18 protein-coding genes are annotated in these 16,770 nt (G+C 45.3%); 6 read left to right on the forward strand and 12 right to left on the reverse strand.

The window, feature by feature from the left end:
• Positions 1-3 precede the first annotated feature (3 nt).
• From C5745_RS05950 to C5745_RS05975, 6 genes are all read right to left on the reverse strand, one after another.
• Positions 4-1,545 (reverse strand): phage tail protein, encoded by a 1,542-nt coding sequence (locus C5745_RS05950; protein WP_105716081.1) that lies wholly within the window; start codon positions 1,543-1,545, stop codon positions 4-6.
• Between the two features lie 12 nt (positions 1,546-1,557).
• A complete protein-coding gene (locus C5745_RS05955) occupies positions 1,558-2,229 on the reverse strand; it encodes a hypothetical protein (protein WP_165793027.1) in 672 nt (223 codons plus the stop codon).
• A 143-nt stretch (positions 2,230-2,372) separates the two neighbouring features.
• Complete coding sequence (locus C5745_RS05960) at positions 2,373-3,059, reverse strand: response regulator transcription factor (RefSeq protein WP_105716083.1); 687 nt, start codon at positions 3,057-3,059, stop codon at positions 2,373-2,375.
• Entirely contained in the window at positions 3,056-3,715 is a 660-nt protein-coding gene (locus C5745_RS05965; protein ID WP_165793028.1) for a sensor histidine kinase, read from the reverse strand. Before C5745_RS05965 ends, C5745_RS05960 begins: the two co-directional genes overlap by 4 nt.
• Before the next feature lie 71 nt (positions 3,716-3,786).
• Positions 3,787-4,467, reverse strand: coding sequence for a hypothetical protein (locus C5745_RS05970; RefSeq protein WP_105716085.1), 681 nt, complete (start codon positions 4,465-4,467; stop codon positions 3,787-3,789).
• Positions 4,468-4,473: 6 nt separating this feature from the next.
• Positions 4,474-5,115 (reverse strand): hypothetical protein, encoded by a 642-nt coding sequence (locus C5745_RS05975; RefSeq protein ID WP_105716086.1) that lies wholly within the window; start codon positions 5,113-5,115, stop codon positions 4,474-4,476.
• Between the two features lie 217 nt (positions 5,116-5,332).
• Between C5745_RS05975 and C5745_RS05980 the strand changes: the two genes are divergently transcribed.
• Positions 5,333-6,655, forward strand: a complete 1,323-nt coding sequence (locus C5745_RS05980) for a hypothetical protein (protein ID WP_133166299.1) — start codon at positions 5,333-5,335, stop codon at positions 6,653-6,655.
• Between the two features lie 21 nt (positions 6,656-6,676).
• Here C5745_RS05980 and C5745_RS05985 read toward each other — a convergent pair whose 3' ends face one another.
• Complete coding sequence (locus C5745_RS05985) at positions 6,677-7,012, reverse strand: LytR/AlgR family response regulator transcription factor (protein ID WP_105716088.1); 336 nt, start codon at positions 7,010-7,012, stop codon at positions 6,677-6,679.
• A gap of 211 nt (positions 7,013-7,223) precedes the next feature.
• Here C5745_RS05985 and C5745_RS05990 point away from each other — a divergent pair, with 211 nt between their 5' ends.
• Together C5745_RS05990 and C5745_RS05995 are read left to right on the forward strand one after the other, a co-directional pair.
• On the forward strand, positions 7,224-8,849 hold the full coding sequence (locus tag C5745_RS05990) for a WG repeat-containing protein (protein ID WP_165793029.1): 1,626 nt from the start codon (positions 7,224-7,226) through the stop codon (positions 8,847-8,849).
• 380 nt (positions 8,850-9,229) lie between these two features.
• A complete protein-coding gene (locus tag C5745_RS05995; protein WP_133166300.1) occupies positions 9,230-9,661 on the forward strand; it encodes a hypothetical protein in 432 nt (143 codons plus the stop codon).
• A 112-nt stretch (positions 9,662-9,773) separates the two neighbouring features.
• Here C5745_RS05995 and C5745_RS06000 read toward each other — a convergent pair whose 3' ends face one another.
• Together C5745_RS06000 and C5745_RS06005 are read right to left on the reverse strand one after the other, a co-directional pair.
• Positions 9,774-10,400 (reverse strand): outer membrane beta-barrel protein, encoded by a 627-nt coding sequence (locus C5745_RS06000; protein ID WP_165793030.1) that lies wholly within the window; start codon positions 10,398-10,400, stop codon positions 9,774-9,776.
• A gap of 358 nt (positions 10,401-10,758) precedes the next feature.
• Positions 10,759-11,301 (reverse strand): hypothetical protein, encoded by a 543-nt coding sequence (locus tag C5745_RS06005; protein WP_105716092.1) that lies wholly within the window; start codon positions 11,299-11,301, stop codon positions 10,759-10,761.
• A gap of 179 nt (positions 11,302-11,480) precedes the next feature.
• On the opposite strand from C5745_RS06005, the gene C5745_RS06010 reads away from it, so the two are divergent.
• Positions 11,481-12,125, forward strand: a complete 645-nt coding sequence (locus C5745_RS06010; RefSeq protein WP_105716093.1) for a DUF4386 domain-containing protein — start codon at positions 11,481-11,483, stop codon at positions 12,123-12,125.
• Here C5745_RS06010 and C5745_RS06015 read toward each other — a convergent pair.
• Both C5745_RS06015 and C5745_RS06020 read right to left on the reverse strand, forming a co-directional pair.
• Positions 12,115-12,693: a Crp/Fnr family transcriptional regulator gene (locus C5745_RS06015; protein WP_105716094.1), complete on the reverse strand. Its 579-nt coding sequence runs from the start codon at positions 12,691-12,693 to the stop codon at positions 12,115-12,117. The genes C5745_RS06010 and C5745_RS06015 overlap by 11 nt on opposite strands.
• Before the next feature lie 19 nt (positions 12,694-12,712).
• Positions 12,713-13,408 carry a hypothetical protein gene (locus C5745_RS06020; RefSeq protein WP_105716095.1) on the reverse strand — a complete coding sequence of 232 codons (696 nt, stop codon included), beginning with the start codon at positions 13,406-13,408 and terminating at the stop codon, positions 12,713-12,715.
• A 233-nt stretch (positions 13,409-13,641) separates the two neighbouring features.
• On the opposite strand from C5745_RS06020, the gene C5745_RS06025 reads away from it, so the two are divergent.
• Positions 13,642-14,493 (forward strand): DUF6929 family protein, encoded by an 852-nt coding sequence (locus C5745_RS06025; protein WP_105716096.1) that lies wholly within the window; start codon positions 13,642-13,644, stop codon positions 14,491-14,493.
• 46 nt (positions 14,494-14,539) lie between these two features.
• Positions 14,540-15,256 carry a 3-ketoacyl-ACP reductase gene (locus tag C5745_RS06030; protein ID WP_105716097.1) on the forward strand — a complete coding sequence of 239 codons (717 nt, stop codon included), beginning with the start codon at positions 14,540-14,542 and terminating at the stop codon, positions 15,254-15,256.
• Positions 15,257-15,343: 87 nt separating this feature from the next.
• Here the strand turns inward: C5745_RS06030 and C5745_RS06035 are convergent, their stop codons facing one another.
• Positions 15,344-16,768: a SusD/RagB family nutrient-binding outer membrane lipoprotein gene (locus tag C5745_RS06035; protein ID WP_105716098.1), complete on the reverse strand. Its 1,425-nt coding sequence runs from the start codon at positions 16,766-16,768 to the stop codon at positions 15,344-15,346.
• Between the last annotated feature and the right edge of the window lie 2 nt (positions 16,769-16,770).

The following is a 16,770-nucleotide window of genomic DNA, read 5'->3' on the forward strand; positions in this document are numbered from 1 at the left end:
GAATTATTTGTTTGCTTTGATATAAAAATGGACAGCTACGTTGATAGGACGGGATTCGGCATCACCGCCGTCGGTACAGGTGCTTTGTTCGTATTGACCATTGTCGGCTGTGTTATTACTGCTGGTGACACCGTGCGTCCCTTTAGAGGATGTGGGTAGATGGTCAAAGCTGGCACTAAACGGCGTGCCGGGACGTTTGGTGGCGTAGGGTTGCGTCTGTCCGATGACAGGCTCATCGTCTTGGGTGTCGCCTTGGGCTCCACGTAAGAATTTGCCACGTAGGTCGGGAAGTTGAAATGCATCAGGGGGGATATTTTGATCCGGATTGTTGTACAGATTTTTGACCACCGCGTATAACGCGCTGTATGTATGCTGCGGGTAGATTTGACCTTTGCACGGTAACCAGTAATCGTTTTCGGGCAATGTGCTACCCCCGTAGGCGATAATGGTACCCACGGGCCAGTCATCGGACAGGAGCTGCTGATATAACACGTGCCAGGCGACGGCCGTGTTAATTGGGCGTGTTTCTTCGTCGCCGCCACCCGTCGTTAGCGCAATAGGACCGGAAGAGTTCTTATTCCACTTGTAGACGTCTTTGACTAAACCTGACATAGCAGGTGCTCCGGATTGGTTCGGCAGGTGGGGAATGGCGGTACGAAACGGTTTGGATACGGGGTAGCCGGTGGCGTCAGCTTGTTTTGAGCCCACCGCGTTGCCGGTGTTTCCTCCTGGTTGAAGTGCTTCCCGGCCCTCGGCTTCGGGATCGCGGTTTTCGGCATCCATGTTCACGCCACGGAGAAAATAGCCACGCAGATCGGGTAGGTTAAACTTGTTGTCACCGGTAGACCCAAATGCGGTTCCGATGGCTGCAAATAGCGATTCAAACTTACCCACGCGCTGGCGTTCTGCGCCTTCGCAGCTTGCCCAATTGCTGGCGAGGGCTGTAATAGCATGACCGGCATACGCCATGACCGTGCCTACGGGTGGTGTAGCGAGTCCTCCACTGTTGGTCGTTGTTTTCCATTTGATCAGGTAATAGACGTATACATTAATTGGTCTTGTTTCTTTGTCGCCACCTGTGCCGTCTGTGTCGCCATAACCATCTTCATCGCGGTATTTGCCAGCATCGTCGACGCATGCTCCTTTGTCCAATTTAGAATTTCCGATCTTGTTTTTGGGAATGGTCGCGGTAAAGTCCTTACGAGGTTTTCCGGTGGCCCAAGGTTGAAAGGAACCTACCGTGTTGCCTGCGTTTCCATTGTCGTGAAGTGCTGTTCGGCTGGCCGCATCCGGGTCATTGCCGGAATCTTCGCTTACGCCTCGCAGAAACAGACCTCTGAAATCCGGAATATTAAATCTACCGTCGGCTGGGCTTCCAAACGCCTGACCAATGGTGTCGAATAGTTCTTTGTATTCTGTTTGTGATAATTCCGCGCCGTCGCAGATTAGCCACCCTGCTGCCTTTAAGGTGTCGCGTTGTGTTTTGGCATCGCCACTATAGGGTATGATGGTGCCCACGGGGGCATCGGAGCTGTTGTTTTTCATGAGGGAAGGGATTTATTTTTGAATACTAGCTATTATACAGTTCATGACGGCTTTAAAGCCGTTTGTTTTTAAGTCGGTCAGCGCATAGCCACCAGCCAGATCGTTTATAGTCTGCGGTATACCATTAGCCTTCTCGTTGGAAAGGGCTGATGACAATAGGATCTCGATGTCGTTGCCAAACTGGAGGCTCGTGGTATAGAGTTGGTGGGCCTGCCGCTCGACATGGAGCTGGTTTCCTAAGCTGATCTGTTGATCGAGATAATCGAGCTTGCTTTGTAGTGTATAGATGCACTGGTGATAAAACATATGGCCCACGGCTGTGCGCAGTCGTTCGAGTAGGTCGGCCAAGACGAAGATATACCACCTTTTTTTAATTGATTCACTGACGGCGGAGGTTCGTAGAAGTGCCCAGACTTTTAAAAAGGCATGCATGGGGTGTTCAATCAATGCGGTTACTAACATACCGTCTGCGTCTTTGATGCCGGTCCATTCTCGAAAATCTTGATCACTGGAATAATGTTCGAGTCCAAAATGCCAGTTTCTTCCGGGTGGCGGATTTTTTTTTAAGTCAAGGAGGGCTTCGGGCAGTTGTATCCGTTGCATTTCCGCCAGCGATATAAAGCTTTGCTTTATCTTTTGCTGGTCGGCCTGGGGAAGCTGTGTGTTAATGGTAGTTGATCTCATTTTTTCATAGGATTGTTTGTTCAATACAATGTCTTTACCCCGCCCGTATATTGGATTGGGCATACACAAAGTTTGCAGTAATAGAGTGGTGTTTTCAGGTAGTAATTACCTGACTATAGGAAAGAGGTAAAAATACGGGTACGCTATATGTTGATGCTATCGGGATCGATAATTTTCTGCTGGATGGCGTAAAGGACCAAACCGACTAAATTCTTCGCGCCGGTTTTTGCAAACAGATTGTTCTTATGGCCTTCCACGGTTCGGGTGGTAATAAATAGTTCATCTGCGATTTCTTTGGCCGTCTTTTGTTGTGCCAGTCGAATAAGTACATCGCGCTCACGCGAGGTTAATAGGTCGCTGCCAAGCCGCGGTGGAGATACCTTATGGGATATTTGTTTCCTCAGGATACCGACTTGATCTGGTAGCAGGTAGAAGCCTCTTTGCATAACTTCGTCAAGCACTTCGATCAAAACTGTTAAAGAAACACCTTTAGGTAAAAAAGCGGCTACACCTTTCTTGATCATAAAGCCCAATGTATCGTTGTGGTAATGGGAGGAAACAACAATAATATGCGCATCGGGGTAGCGATCTTGAATGTTTTCGAGTAGGGTTAGCCCGTCCATTCCTTCCATTTTCAAATCAATAATATAAGCTTCTGGGTGTTGATCTTCCAGAGCGTCTAAGCGCTCGAGACAGGAATTGCCGTCGGAGGCTTGCAGAACGATTTCGAACCGATCGAAGTTTTTTAAATAGGAACTCAACAGATCAATGAGCAAAAGATCGTCATCAACCAGTGCCAGTCGGTGTTTTTTTGGTAGGGAAGTGGTCATGAATGGGCTTGTTTATAGAGGTGTTTATTATCGGAACAAATGGAAATAAACTGAAAACCCTGGTAAGATTTAGTTTTGTATTGTCCCGCGATCATCATTATCCGGTTTTGGATACTTTTGATGCCTAATCCGGCTTGGTATCCAGGCGGCAGACCTTTCCCGTTATCACAATAAGCCATACATAGGGAGGCTGGTGTAATCCGTAAATGTAAGCGGACTCGAGTAGCGTGCCCGTGCTTATCGCTATTGACGAAGAGTTCTTGGATGATGCGAAGAAAATGTAGTTTTACATGGTTTGATATAGATTGCTGCGTACGGACATCGATATAATAATCGATTTCGTAACGGCTAATCCAATGTTGTACCTGATGGGAAAGCAGCGTTTCTAATGATGTGTCTTCCAGCAGGGGCGGGTAGAGATTGTGGGATATACGTCGTACTTCTGCGATGCAAAACTTAATCTTATCTTGCAGCTTCGGACGCTCGACGTCAAGGTCTACAGACCACTGTAGGGCGGTTAAATGACCATTTAGGGAATCGTGCAAATCATGAGCTATCCGGGCACGCTCATTTTCTTGGCTCTCCAGCATGGAGAGTCTTAATGACTCCTTAAACCGGTGTTCGTTTTCCAGATGCGCTACTTTTTGTTGATACATGTTTTGCTGATACCGATAGAATAGCCAAAAAAAACAGATCAAGATAGCGGAGATAAAAAACAAGGAAACGATTATCCAGAAAATAATGGTTTCTTCTTTTTGCCAAAGCGCCATAGGTATAGGGTCAAATAGATATAAAATACGTTGGTAACCAGTAAGTTTATAGCCCAAAGTAAAAATTTGAAATGGGTATGGGCCGTAACGAAAAAATTGATCGGAAGATAGAATATAAAATTCAAGCTGTAATAAAAGGTCAATGCCACGATCAGACGTACTTTTTGATTATCCATCCGCTCGGAACGGCGAACCCTTTGCAACAGCGATATAAGTCCGTAGGCGACAAGCGTCGCCGAAACGACTACGCGACTGTACGATTGATAGTATGAAAAGTCTTGATCGGTGTCCCGCAGGATATGATGCGCAAATTCCCAGGTCACGAAACTTCCGCTGACGAATAGCAGTAGCCACCCGATTTTTCGTAGGCGGGTAAGGAAAAACCGCATATACATGATGCCCACCAACGTCAATTCCGCCAGGGCATATAAATGTACGAAAACGAGATTATCGGTATGAAACGATAACCAGTATCGGCTGGATAGATCCACAATAAGCGCAATGGCCAGATACGCAAACACATAATAATCCCATGGGTTGGCCGCTTTCCTATAGCAGATTAAAGCTGCAAGGCTTAGGGTCAATAAAATGGGAATGGACCACGTTGCAGCATCCAGCCATTGTATCCAATTTGACATGATGTTTTAATCAAACAAGATTTCAAATTGCTGTTCTTCGGTTATTGGGGGAAACGGAGGCACTAGGCGGATCGTATCGTAAGACGCCTGCGGTGCCGAACGCGCATCGTCTTGATCGTCGTAGCACCCTCGGATAATCAAATCCATAGACCATAAGGATGTCTTTTTATCGACCTTAAATGCAAAGTATGCGCTATTGACACAGGTCGAAATATCCTCCATCGGAATGATAAAACACCGCACTTTTAGCAAGTCTAGAATAGCGGGATCAATAACTTTGCCGCTAAAGGTCTCGTTCCAACGATCAATACGTCTCTGGGCTTCCCTTTCACTGATATCAGATTTTAAATCTGCTTCCTGATCGGTACTTTTTAGCGGTTTTGATACATAGATATAGTGATCCATACTGTCCCGGTATGTACTACGATCAAAGGTTTCTGATAGTACAAAAAATCGGAGTTTTTTATAATCGTCTGATACACCGGGGTACACATGGACGTTTTTTGCGCCCGATTTCATAAAATCCAATACACAAAAATCAAAATGGGATTTATCGCTATAGAGGCGCTCTAAGATAATAGGGGCTTCATGGCGCTCAAGCATACCTTTCCAGTTGTGGATATACCGCCAGATGTCGTTTTTTTTCATAGTTGTTTATAAGATTTGTAGATGTTTACTGCGTAGTACGCTTCATATAGGCGTAGCTAAGCAAATGTAATAAAAACGATATAATAATCAATGGAGTTCTTAACGGAAGGTACGCATCTTACCGTCTTTTCCAGCCCTTTATCGCGCTTATCGATTGTTCGTCGAAATGGACGAAAATAAATATTGGTAATCACCGATACTTGCATAAAAAAAGCCTATGAATTCGCTTATGTTAACCGTATATCGATTTGTATTCATGTTGCCGCTCCTGCTGGCGGCCTCCTGCACTAAGGACGCACCATTTACGGAAGAACCCGACCCCGTTTTCGGCGAACCGGTAGTTAAACCCAAGGGACAGCCTGTGGGCGATGCCGTTTCGGCAGCGATCGGACCCAATGGCGGCGTCCTGTTGTACGGGGATATGGTACGAATGGAAATCCCGCCCGGCGCCGTGGACGAACTGACGACGTTCGCCATCCAACCCATCGGCAATACACTTGACGAGGGGTCGACTAATCCGGCATTCCGGCTGACTCCGGAGGGTATCCACTTCGATAAACCTGTCCAGCTCTCGTTTTTGTATGATCCGGATGCTGAGGGTAACCCAGCGACACGCATGGTGGCCTTCCAGCGGCGCGACGGGGTATGGTGCGGTAGTTCTACGGAGCTGGATGCTCCGCAAGGTCGACTGACGGTTGAAACAACCCATTTCAGCGATTGGGTGTGGTTTGACCTCTTGTCGCTGCGGAAAGATAAAGAATCGGTAGGTGCGGGTGAAACGGTTAATCTGAAGTTGCTGGAACAGGTACTTGGCGAACTCATGCCGGCAAACCACATCGATAGCGTTCCCTTAGCGGCAATGGACGATATCGGTTTTTCGAAGGATCTGACGGTGAGCGGGTGGAAGATTATCTCCGGCCCGGGATCACTATCGCCGAAAATCAACACCAAAATGGTACCCGGTGACGCGGTTTATACAGCCCCGACCACTATAGAGCGAGCGACGAATGTGGAAATACAGGTCGAAGTGGAGAGCAAGAACGGTTACATCAGCGACCGAAGGGCTCCTGGTGGTAGGCGAAAGTTCGGGAAGCTTATTTTATTGACGACCATCCGCCTGGTACCCGAAAATTTCGTTCAGCTCATCGTGAATGGCGTAGAGCAGGATCTATCCAAAACGGGACATGATGCTAAGCTTGTCAACGGTAGTGTGTACATTCGGTTAGGCGGAGACGAGTCTCCGATAAGTCTGACGCTCCAGTGCTTTGGTACGGGCCCTGGTACATACCCTGGCGGCATCGACGGCGGGGAGGCTGTGCTGTATTACACCACATATCATGGAGGGGAAAGACGTAGTTCTATTAGTTTTTACCGCACCTGTGAAAACGAGGAGATATTTAACGGAACCGCTACGCTGACGGGTGTTGGCCAGTATATAGAAGGTTCTTTTTCGGGCCGGATCTTTCCAATAGCGGTACAAGGCTGTGAGGTTCCCCCATCAAGCAGTGTGGTGCTTAATTTTAAAATTAACAAAGGCTAACCCTCTAGGAATACCCCATTATTACAGTATTAACGATTTGATTTGATGCATATAACGTTTGCCTACCCCGATTTGCTGCCCGTTTTTCATAATAAGGTAGAGCCTGCCGATATCTCGATGGCAGGCGTCGATGTGCTCCAGATTGACAATAAACGAACGGTGCACCCGCATAAAGCGGGATGGATCGAGTTTTTGTTCGATAGATCCGATACCTGACGAACTTATAAACTCGCCCTTGTCTAGGTAAACCACGGTATAGTCGCCCGCAGCTTTCAGGTATCGGATGTCCTGTACGGCGATACGTCGTAGCCGTTTACCTTCTTCGACGAAAATATGCGCAATTAAAATGGTATTCATCGGATACAAAAGTAGCCGAACCGTTATGCCGAATTCATCGAATTATTGCGGAGAAATATTTTTTAGGTAGTAGTACTTAAAAAACCAAATTTTTTACGATTGTAGATAATATGTAGCGTGCGATAAGTTGCTTGAATCAGGTCGGTTACTTACTTTTACGCCGATGAATAGGTTGAATTTTTGTATTGTCTTTTTGTTATCCATAAGCATAATGACTACACGCGCACAGGAGCTTTTTACGTCTTACGGAAATTGCACAGAAAAGACCTTTGGTTTTGCCAGTGTGAACGGCGAGGACCACAACATACCGCCTACGTATTGCGATGCTACCGGATTTTCCGAGGGACTGGCATCGGTAAAGCTTGACGGGCAATGGGGATATATAGATGTTAACCAAAAAACACGCATCGCCTTTTCATTCGATTATGCAGCGCGCTTCAAGTACGGGCAAGCAATCGTGTATCGGGGCAAATTCCGCGGCGTAATAGACAAGCAGGGCGATTATACAGTTCCGCCGATATACCTTGATTTACAAATGCTTGAAATCGACGGGAAACCATATTATATATCGCGCGACAGCACATTTTTCGCTGGGCTAATCGATAGCCAAGGGAATGAAGTTATACCGCACCGGTATACGTATCTCCTGCCGCTGACGGGGTATCAACACCTTCCGCTTTATACGGTTTTTCGCGAAATTGACACGGCCCAAGGCAGCTTTTACGAGCAGTTTGAAGATAATCCATTTCTGTTTTCGCCTGAAAAGGGGAGACACGACCTTTACGATAGCCAATTCAATAAACTGGCCTCCAGACAATCGAGCGATTACAGTGACGGGTTTCCACACGATAAACTCCAGCAGATCGACGCATTCCTCCAGGAGGCTCGTAATAAACCTGCGGAAGAGAAAGTGAAGACAGCGGAACATATACTATCCCTGCCCGACTCAACCCCGATACCAGAGCCATCCTCCCTATATCGGGAATACGAACGTAGGGAAAGCAGCGAAGTAGACGAGTATCTGGAAGGGCTCGGTTACCGATTCTTTACGGAAAACGGAAAAAACGGGTTAAAAAAGGGAAACGATATCCTGATTCCGGCGGAGCACCGTCAGCTGCGTTTCGTGAACGGGGTTATCCTATTTCCGCAGCCAGCCGATATGCCTATGTTGGAAAAGCACTATGGTGGCGTGTACCGAAACAAAGAAAAAGGGATTTTCGATATCTTCGCTGTACTGTCGGCAGACGATGAACCAACCGAAGGAGCGATGCAATACAGCTTAAGTGGCGATGTTCGTCTCCCGATTACCGAAACCGTAGCTGGGAGCAAAAAACTGATCTCGACGATCACTTCCCTCGGTTTTGTGTGTCTCCACACCACGCAAGATACGGCCGGTGTGGTCGAAAAAAAGTATAGCCTTGTTAGCTGGATAGGTGAGGAGCTGCTGCCGCCGGTTTACCAGAAAATAGAGGTGACAAAAGCCGGACATGTGCTGGTCGCTCAAGAAAAGGAAGTCCCGGAGGGTGTTGAAGAACATCTCGGGTTGTTTAGCCCGAGGGGGGAGGAAATTGTTCCCTTAGGCGTATATTCATCTATCAAGGCATTTTCCGAGGGCGAGCGTGCGTTGTACCTCGCTACATGGAGCGACCCTTACCCGACAACGGCAGAATGGAAAGAAAGAAACGATACCAACAAAACCTACCTCATATTGGAAGTGGACGGGAGCTCATCCCGGGTCGTCAACACGTTTACGGCAAGCACGGTACACGTGACACAGCTGGATGCAGAAACAGGGATGTTGCAATATATAAAACTGGTTAGTGGAGAAAGCCTTTGAATCTTTTAACAACGGAAAGGCGGCTGTTCTGGCCATGACATCCGGATGAATCCGTCCCGATAATCGTCGGGATACGTCCAGATAATTATGAAAAATAATTATATAACATGAAAAACGATTATAAAATCAAGGTTTTTATGATTTTTTATTACAGATAGCTAAGCATGAACTTGAAATCCGCCAGTCCGCAAAAGCCGTACATCCCGCTCTGGGAGCGGCTTCCGGTCTTTCGGGAAAAATGAGAGATGGTCAAATAAATGCACGAACTTAATTCATGAAACACGAACTAAGTTCATGCGGAATGAATTTTTCAGTTCTACAAACTCGTTTTTTTTCCATATTTTTCGGTTGGAATTTGCTAAACGCGTTTAAATCATTTGATGAACACTACACGTATATACCTCGTACTTGCATGTCTTTGCCTATTGGTGACAGCATGCGAAAAACAAGATTGTTTTACCCCTCCGGAGCCCGTCGTTTTTGAGTTCGTGGATGCTGAAGGAAACAACTTGATTACTACCGGTCAGCTGCATAACGACAACTTCGAGTTTCGCGAAGAATTGGGAAACGACCAAAATGAGCTCGTAGAGCATACGATTGGAGTAGATGATCGCGTCACACTGTATAGCGTGGGTTGGTCAGGTGGGGTCGAACAATTTAAATTCTTATCGACCATAAAATCTTTCTCATTCTTGGTCAAGGCAAGAAACAATAAGGGCTGCGGAGGGACAAAAATCGAACAAGTAACCTTGGATGACGTGGAGTATCAGCAGAAGGAGGGGTATTTCCTCATTACCTTAGTACCTGAATAGGATTAGAAATAAGTGCTTTGTATCAGTTTTTGGATCACCGCCCGCTAGAGGCCGGGTGGGGAAGCAAAACACCCGGAGCGTGCGTTCCGGGTGTTTTTTATAATAGGGATACCTAAAATTGATAAGAAAGCCCTACGGAAACCTGGTTCAGAACGTTATTAAATAAGTCGAACTGATTGGTTTCTGTGTCGGTTTCCTTAGTTTTTAGTTTGCGATAACCCGCCAAACGGTTTAGACGTATCTCTGCGCCGAGCCCTTTGAAAAAAGTATACCGTCCGCCAGCGTGGAATGCCGAGGAATATAAGTCAGACTTGGTAGGCGTGCCGTCCAAACCAGATAGAACTTCCGTTTTGGAGGTTCCCATGGTGCCGTCTACTTCCAAAAAAGCCGCGAATCTTCCGTTGTCAAAAAGATAGGTTTGGACAAGGACGCCGGCATACTGTTCTGTTGTTTTGGTCTCTGCATTTCCTCCACCCGCTCCCGGGATCACAAGGTATATTCTCTCTTCAGCGCTACGGTAATTGTAGAGTGCGCCAATTGCCCATACTTTGTCGATACGAAATGTCGCTCGGGGCGTAATGGCAAACTGTTTCAGCTCCACCGAAGAATGATCAGCTCCTGAAAATTTGGTGGTACCCAATTGGGTATGGACGGAGATATTGAATTTACTGTCTTGACTATAAGACCGACCCGTAGCAAGTAAACAAGCTACTAAAACTAAAATGTAAAGTTTTTTCATGTTGAAATACGAAATAAATAATAGGGACACACGGATGTTATCCATAAAGTTAGATTAATTAACGCGCCAAAGATAGACTTTTAGACCGAAAGAAGAAATTTGAAGAATTCATTTCTTAAAGTATTACACGTGGATATCAGAGATTAGGGGATTCGGTAAGTTTTTTGTACTTCTGAAAATACAATTTTTGGTATTTTTGTTATTTCTGTAGAACGATTTTAAGCATGGATGTTCTTAGAGAAAAGTCTGCGATATTACTGAGCCAGGCAGAAATGAGCTTTCAGCGCCTTGTGGGCAGCTATTATTTACTCAAGTTGCCTGTAGTAGGGCAAAATTAGTGTCAATAAAATGCCGCGTATCAGTTTTTGGAGATAAAGTCCTGCAAAATCGCTTTGGTGGTAGGCAACGCAGGATCATAACTTTTAAAAATTACATCGTCGATCACCCATTTTTCCTGTTTGACGAAGACGATTTCGTCATCCCATTTTTCATTAAATGTCGTATTACTGAATCTCACAGTAACAATGGCCTTATCGTCCAGATTCTTTATGTCTTCTACTGAGAAATGCTCTGCCCCTTCGTATAGACTGCTAAAAATATCTCCCTCAATCAATCTGGGTTTATTGGTCGGTTCATTGCTGTTAGCGACTCTGATTGCGTCGATTTTCTCCATGGCGGCGGCTTTTGAGATTAAACCTGCGAGATCCTCACTTATTAGGTCTTTATCTATCTTGTCTAAAGCACGTGTGTCGCTTTTAATAAAGGCAGTTAACGTATTGCTGATGTCGGTCATCTGCTGTGTTTCATACCCTTCTTCATGCGTTTCAGTCTTTTTGGTTTCAGGATTATTACAGCTTGATAAAAACATGATCATCCATACGGTTATGATACTCCATTTCATAATGCATAATTAATTAATAAACTCGTTTTTGCTTCTATAGAATATCTGCACCGAGCCAAGGACCAAAGATAGATTTTTAGACCGAAAGGAGAAATTTGAAGAATTCATTTCTTAACCGAAGTCAATGAGTTTGGTCGTTTTATACGTCAATTTTGCTAAAACATATAAAAAGCAAAACAATGAAAATAACTTCAGCTCGGCTATTCGGAATATGCTTTATCCTTTCATTCGTATCCTATGCAATTGGTATGGGGCTAATGGAAACAGTTGAAAATAAGACAACCTTGATTATAGGCGCGTTATTAATCGCCATTTTGCACACTTTATTTAACCTAGGGTTATTGATCGTTATGTTCAATGTCCTTAAATCGATAAACAAAAGTCTTTCCATTTTTTACCTGTTGTTAGGTTCTTTTGGGACACTGATGCTTACTTTAGGGGCTATTTTCCTTTTATTGCCTATTTCAATAAGTGAAACTTTAGTTCAAACAGACCAACATGATTCTTCCTTATTCAGTATGATTTTAGATTTGTCTTCAAGGGGGAATTTTTACGCTTATCAGCTAGGCATGATACTATGGGGCTGTGGCGGACTGGTGTTTTGCAACCTGCTGTATAAATCTAGGCTTGTTCCCGTTTTGTTTCCCATATGGGGTTTCATGGGATACCTAATTTTTATTGTGGGTTGCGGATTGGAATTATTTGGAAAGCCTTATGGAGTCATGTTGTCTATCCCTGGGGGCTTATTTGAAATTCTCTTGAGTATCTGGTTAGTTACCAAAGGTTTTAACAACGGCGTAGTTATCACTAAGGTCAATCACTAGCAGCTAATCGCTTTCTGATTCTGCTTAGGGATTCGGGTTTAACGCCGATATAGCTGGCAATTTGGTACTGAGGCACTCTTTGGAATATAGCAGGTCTTTCTTTTAATAACCTCAAATACCGCTGTTCAGGCGTTTCTGTCAGATAGGAGGTAAGCGTCTTTTGCTGTTCGGCAAACACGGTTTCCATTACTGCCCTTGAAACCGTTTCTAATCTCGGAAAATGTTTAAAGATTTCCTGGGCTTTTTCTTCATTGCCCACAACGACGCAAGATGTTTCTTCACTGATCAAATAACTATCGGAAACGGGGTTGTCTGTAAAACTGGTTAGCGAAATTATCCATTGTCCTTCATTGAAAAAGCCGGTTGTGATTTCTTCCCCGTCGGTAAGGGTATATTGCCTGACCAAACCGGATAGCATAAAATAGGTGTCTTTATTCCGTTGTCCTTCTTTTAGTAGGTAATGGCCTTTCTTGATTTCTTTAATGACCATACTGTCGGTTAGCGCTGTTATTTCAGGCGCCGTCAGCTTGGTGAATTTTGAAAAGTAGTCGATCAGTTTGTTTTGCATGGTCTTACGGCGTTGTCTTTTAAGCTGCCGGATTATGGTCTTCGGCGACATCAAAATCCGCCGCAGCCGGTTCTGATCTTTCGGTCTTGACCAATTCAAGACGGTTGTCGTGGAATCTGAAATGATCCTTGACATCCCAGGTCCAGCTTTTGCCGTGCCGGGTGTTGATGCTAACAACCGTATAAGCTACGATGATTTCGTTGCCGTCGACCTTCAGGTCAATTTTGTTAAACGTGTCTTGTATGGTCGAACCGTCCGGGATGGTAGGGCAGGCTTCTAGTTTTTTCAGTGCGGTGCTGTCACCCCGGAACCACTGACGCAGGAAGCCGAGGTGTGTGTCTGAACATTGATAACCGAGATCGAGTGCGGTAAGTATCTTGCATTTTAGGTTGCTGCGCGATGGGGAGGCTTTGCCGTCCCAGGCACATTCATTTCCAATAAAAGTGGCCACATAGCCTAATGCGGCCTTTTCCGGATCGGATATATTGGCAATATAAGCTTCGTCCAGCATGATGGTACTGACGATTGCATCATATCCATCCATGGGTTGGTCTTCGCGCCAGAGGAATTTGACCGATCGGGGCTGCAATTTGAATGGTTTCACCACGGATGCCGAGGTATCCATACTTTCTTGCCCGGAAGAGTCTGCTTGTGTAGCCTGCGTATCCTTTTTGCCGGACGATTGGCAAGCTTGCAGTGCAACGAGTAGGAGCATACAGTAGGTAAGCCGACGTAAAGCGGAACGGTAAGAAATGTGTATCGATCTGTCCATATGCTAAGCAAGCTAAGATAATTTCTTCATTTGTCAAAAGGATTTTTGTTATTCCTGTAGAACAATTTGAGCGTGGAATGGAATGCCCGAGCTGCCGTGACGTAGCTTTAAATAGTTGGTTCGGATAAGAACTATTCTTGTTACTTTTGATAGATCAGAACAAAATCAACAGGATAATGGATACACTCTATTCTTTGCTATTGCTTTTCAACTTGACAGGTATCAATGCGGCATCCGGCTTGCAACACGATCAGGATCAACTGTATATTGTTTCGGACAACAGTCCTTATCTTTACCATTATAATGTACTGGAAGAACGACTGGATAAAGTGCTGTTGGACAGTACACAGCAAGACGAGCTGGTTGCCAAAAAGGATAAAAAAGATTTCGAAGCGTTGTGCGATGTTGGCGATGCGCTGGTAATCGTAGGTTCAGGATCAAAACCCCAACGGCAAGACGCGTTTATTTATGACAAACGGAATCGGAATGTACGCCATGTATCTTTAGAATCGATTTATCAACAAATGCAGGAGATAGGTGAGGTTGACCGGGATAACTTCAATATAGAAGGGTTGACATATGCTAACGGAGTCTGGTACTTTTTAAACCGTGGCAATGGCGAAAGGAACCAGAACGTCATCTTTACGGTAGGGGGTGATTTGGATTTTGTACTTCGTCCGGAAACATTGCGTGCGCATCATGTCCAGTTGCCTCGTATCCAAAACTATATTACAGGTTTCTCTGACGGGGTCATCGTGGACGACCGCTTATTTTTTATCGCAACGGCAGAAGACAGTGCCAGTACTTATCACGACGGCGAATGTAAAGGTTCCTATCTCAGCTATATAAGGCTTAGCGACTGGAAATTAGGACCAACTAGCCTGCTTTCGAATACCAAAAAACTGGAAGGGCTTGCGCTTTATGGCCAGTCTGCGGATACACTAACCTTTATCCTTTGCGAGGATCCGGACGACGAAAGCAATACTAATTGTCCGATTTATCGGTATGATTTCAATTTAGGTTCCTGATAAGAACTATTCTTGTTATTTTTGGATAGATTACAACAACATCAATATGACAGAATTAAAAGGTAAAAAAGCAATTATCACAGGTGGAGGCCGTGGTTTGGGAAAAGCAGTGGCGCTGGCACTTGCAGCTGAGGGTGTACATGTGGGTATCACCGGGCAAAACGAGCAAAACCTGCGATCAACAGTGGAGGAACTTCGTGGAATAGGTGTGGAAGCACACTATGCCGTGTTTAATGTATCGGATAACGCACAGGTGGAAGGCGGAATAAAAGAATTGGTTGAGTCACTGGGAGGTGTCGATATTTTAATAAATAATGCGGGCGTAGGCCAGTTCGGCAAAGTGATGGAGATGGCACCAGCGGATTTCCAAAAGGTGTTTGATATTAACTTCTTTGGCGTATATCTCGTGGCCAGAGCGGTATATCCTTATCTAAAAGAGGCAGGACAAGGAGATGTTGTCAATGTCGCGTCCACCGCAGGTTTAAAGGGTGGCGCAGGTATGGCGGCTTACGCGGCTTCCAAAGCGGCGGTGATTTCATTATCACAGTCGATGATGGCGGAATGGCGTAAAGATGATATTCGGGTTATCACCCTGACACCGAGCACGATTGCTACGGATATGAGTATTGACGGCGGTTTAACGGATGGGAACCCGGATAAGGTGTTGCAACCGGAAGATTTTGCTGAGTGGGTGGTGGATATCCTCAAGATGAATCGACGGGCGCTGATTGCGAATGGATCGATTTTTAGTACGAATCCTTAGTAACATAAGATCAAGGTGTTTGAATAGGAGAGAGGGGCAATCCCCCTCTCCTTAAGTAACATGCAGGGCCAATCAGGCACTGAACTTTTATTTCACATCCCACCAAACTTTTACATTCACATCATCTCCCCCCATTTCAGTAATAGCGGCTTTATAGTTATCTGGGTTGTATACCGATTGTAGGCTGGCGTACATCAGTCTTGAAGGCATCGTATTATTATTGAGCTTACTACCCGTTGTGGGCAAGACAGGATACCCCGTGCGTCGATATTCAGCCCATTGCTGATTGTCGGTAAAATAAAGTGCTAAATACTTGTGCAACATGATACGCGCTAAAGTGCCATCATACGTGGCCAGCTCATTTGAAAAGTATTGCTCATCAAGGGGTCTTTTAGTCCATAATTCGACAGCGGCCTTAATGCCATTCTTGAAATGGCTTGCTGCATCTTCACCGTAACCTTTTTGTGCTAGTTCGGCTTGTATGAATTCAACTTCGGCATAGGTTAGTATCGGAATGATCATCGGAGCAGTGACCTGGAGATTATTCATGTAGGATGGAGAATAGTCAAAACTGGTATTGGGATCGTATCCGCTCGGAATTCCTTTGTAACCGATAGTTTGTTCTCCTCTTTTAGCTTCTCCAACGTAAAAAGGGCGGCGTGGATCTTCAAGCTCGTTTAACGTTTCGATAAAAAATGAACCGACAGCATGTTGGTTGCTGAAGTCCAGTGCCCTCGACCAGGGCGATAGATTAGGCGTAATTCCGGTTACGTGAAGGATGACGGATTCGGATGCTTGGCCAATGATCGGATTCGATATGGGATCGGCAACGATCGCTTGCATTTCCGTATAGGCAGGTTCATATACGTCCGAAATACGCAACAGCAACCTTAAGCGCAACGAATTGGTGAACTTCTGCCATTTCTGGACATCGTTCGCAAACAAGATATCCGTTCCGTAGTTCATAGTCTGGTCGGTGTCGTATAGGCTATTTGCCAGCGCGAGGTCTTCCAGAAGCTGTGCGTAGATATCTTCTTGTTTATCATATTTGGCTTGCAGGATCCCTTCCTCGGCTTTTGAAGCTTCAAAAAAGGGAACATCACCGAATGTGTCGGTCAGGTTGGAGTAGATCCAAGCCTGCAAGGTGAGCGCGATAGCTAAGTAGTTGTTGGATTGTTCTTTTTCGGCCACAGAACGCATTTCACTGACATTTTTTGCCCATCTATAAGCCGCATTCCATTGTGAATCGCCTGTGGTTGGTAGTATTTCGTAGCGCTGGACACCTCCATAGAATTGGGGATAGTTAAGTTGGATCTGCATCAATTGGCAGTTGATATGGTAGTGGTTGGTCAGGTTATTTGCTGCCATATTATAGATAATCTCGTTCAACAGGGTACCGGGGCTGATCTCATTGATCAGATTCGGGTTGGTGTTGATCTCTTCGAAATTCTTCGTACAACCTGATAACCCTAACATCAGGCCGCAAAGCGATATAATTGTTTTTATTTTCATGA

Source organism: Sphingobacterium haloxyli, assembly GCF_002980525.1.
GTDB lineage: Bacteria > Bacteroidota > Bacteroidia > Sphingobacteriales > Sphingobacteriaceae > Sphingobacterium > Sphingobacterium haloxyli.

Bases quoted from the DNA above. Each gene is read 5' to 3' on its own strand.
- C5745_RS05950 (WP_105716081.1), bottom strand. From the start codon at position 1,545: ATGAAAAACAACAGCTCCGATGCCCCCGTGGGCACCATCATACCCTAT.
- C5745_RS05955 (WP_165793027.1), bottom strand. From the start codon at position 2,229: ATGAGATCAACTACCATTAACACACAGCTTCCCCAGGCCGACCAGCAA.
- C5745_RS05960 (WP_105716083.1), bottom strand. From the start codon at position 3,059: ATGACCACTTCCCTACCAAAAAAACACCGACTGGCACTGGTTGATGAC.
- C5745_RS05965 (WP_165793028.1), bottom strand. From the start codon at position 3,715: ATGTATCAACAAAAAGTAGCGCATCTGGAAAACGAACACCGGTTTAAG.
- C5745_RS05970 (WP_105716085.1), bottom strand. From the start codon at position 4,467: ATGTCAAATTGGATACAATGGCTGGATGCTGCAACGTGGTCCATTCCC.
- C5745_RS05975 (WP_105716086.1), bottom strand. From the start codon at position 5,115: ATGAAAAAAAACGACATCTGGCGGTATATCCACAACTGGAAAGGTATG.
- C5745_RS05980 (WP_133166299.1), top strand. From the start codon at position 5,333: ATGAATTCGCTTATGTTAACCGTATATCGATTTGTATTCATGTTGCCG.
- C5745_RS05985 (WP_105716088.1), bottom strand. From the start codon at position 7,012: ATGAATACCATTTTAATTGCGCATATTTTCGTCGAAGAAGGTAAACGG.
- C5745_RS05990 (WP_165793029.1), top strand. From the start codon at position 7,224: ATGACTACACGCGCACAGGAGCTTTTTACGTCTTACGGAAATTGCACA.
- C5745_RS05995 (WP_133166300.1), top strand. From the start codon at position 9,230: ATGAACACTACACGTATATACCTCGTACTTGCATGTCTTTGCCTATTG.
- C5745_RS06000 (WP_165793030.1), bottom strand. From the start codon at position 10,400: ATGAAAAAACTTTACATTTTAGTTTTAGTAGCTTGTTTACTTGCTACG.
- C5745_RS06005 (WP_105716092.1), bottom strand. From the start codon at position 11,301: ATGAAATGGAGTATCATAACCGTATGGATGATCATGTTTTTATCAAGC.
- C5745_RS06010 (WP_105716093.1), top strand. From the start codon at position 11,481: ATGAAAATAACTTCAGCTCGGCTATTCGGAATATGCTTTATCCTTTCA.
- C5745_RS06015 (WP_105716094.1), bottom strand. From the start codon at position 12,693: ATGCAAAACAAACTGATCGACTACTTTTCAAAATTCACCAAGCTGACG.
- C5745_RS06020 (WP_105716095.1), bottom strand. From the start codon at position 13,408: ATGCTCCTACTCGTTGCACTGCAAGCTTGCCAATCGTCCGGCAAAAAG.
- C5745_RS06025 (WP_105716096.1), top strand. From the start codon at position 13,642: ATGGATACACTCTATTCTTTGCTATTGCTTTTCAACTTGACAGGTATC.
- C5745_RS06030 (WP_105716097.1), top strand. From the start codon at position 14,540: ATGACAGAATTAAAAGGTAAAAAAGCAATTATCACAGGTGGAGGCCGT.
- C5745_RS06035 (WP_105716098.1), bottom strand. From the start codon at position 16,768: ATGAAAATAAAAACAATTATATCGCTTTGCGGCCTGATGTTAGGGTTA.